Genomic DNA, 517 nt, shown 5'->3' on the forward strand with positions numbered 1-517 from the left:
CTTAGCTTGTTACGGTGAAATTTTAATTAACGACGATATAGTTCATGTTTTTGATAAATATCTGCCGTATGAATATGTAAACATGGTTTACGACACCGTTATGTCCAAAGGTCGAGAAGAGATCATTGAGGCAGATTTTCAACATCAAATTAAATACTTACTAGTCGCCAAAGAGAATAACGTTGAGATGCATTAGACTGCATTAGCTTGATTACTTTTTGGTAATGAGTGGCTTTTCGAAGCCGAAGTGACCATGAGCAAGATTATTAGATTTTACAAAACTCATTTATGTTCAAAAAATGAGTTTTGTAGATATTAAAATGCATGGAGCCAAATGCTCTCACTGATTCTATGAAGTTTTTTGTGCGCTCTAACCACAAGACAATCTATAAAAGACGTTGAGCCAACGTCTTTGCCACAATGCCACCTGTTAATAAGGCTTTCAATGCCTCTTTCTCATTACTATTCAAATGTGCGCTGGTTAATGATTTTTCTGTAAGTAACACAATTGAACGTG

1 pseudogene is annotated in these 517 nt (G+C 35.2%); it reads left to right on the plus strand.

Going from position 1 to position 517, the window contains the following annotated elements:
• Positions 1-196: pseudogene (locus R7Z49_RS27590) on the plus strand (hypothetical protein); the annotation flags it as partial.
• Positions 197-517 lie beyond the last annotated feature (321 nt).

It is taken from the genome of Vibrio sp. 1562 (assembly GCF_033340155.1).
In the GTDB taxonomy this organism is placed as follows: domain Bacteria; phylum Pseudomonadota; class Gammaproteobacteria; order Enterobacterales; family Vibrionaceae; genus Vibrio; species Vibrio alginolyticus.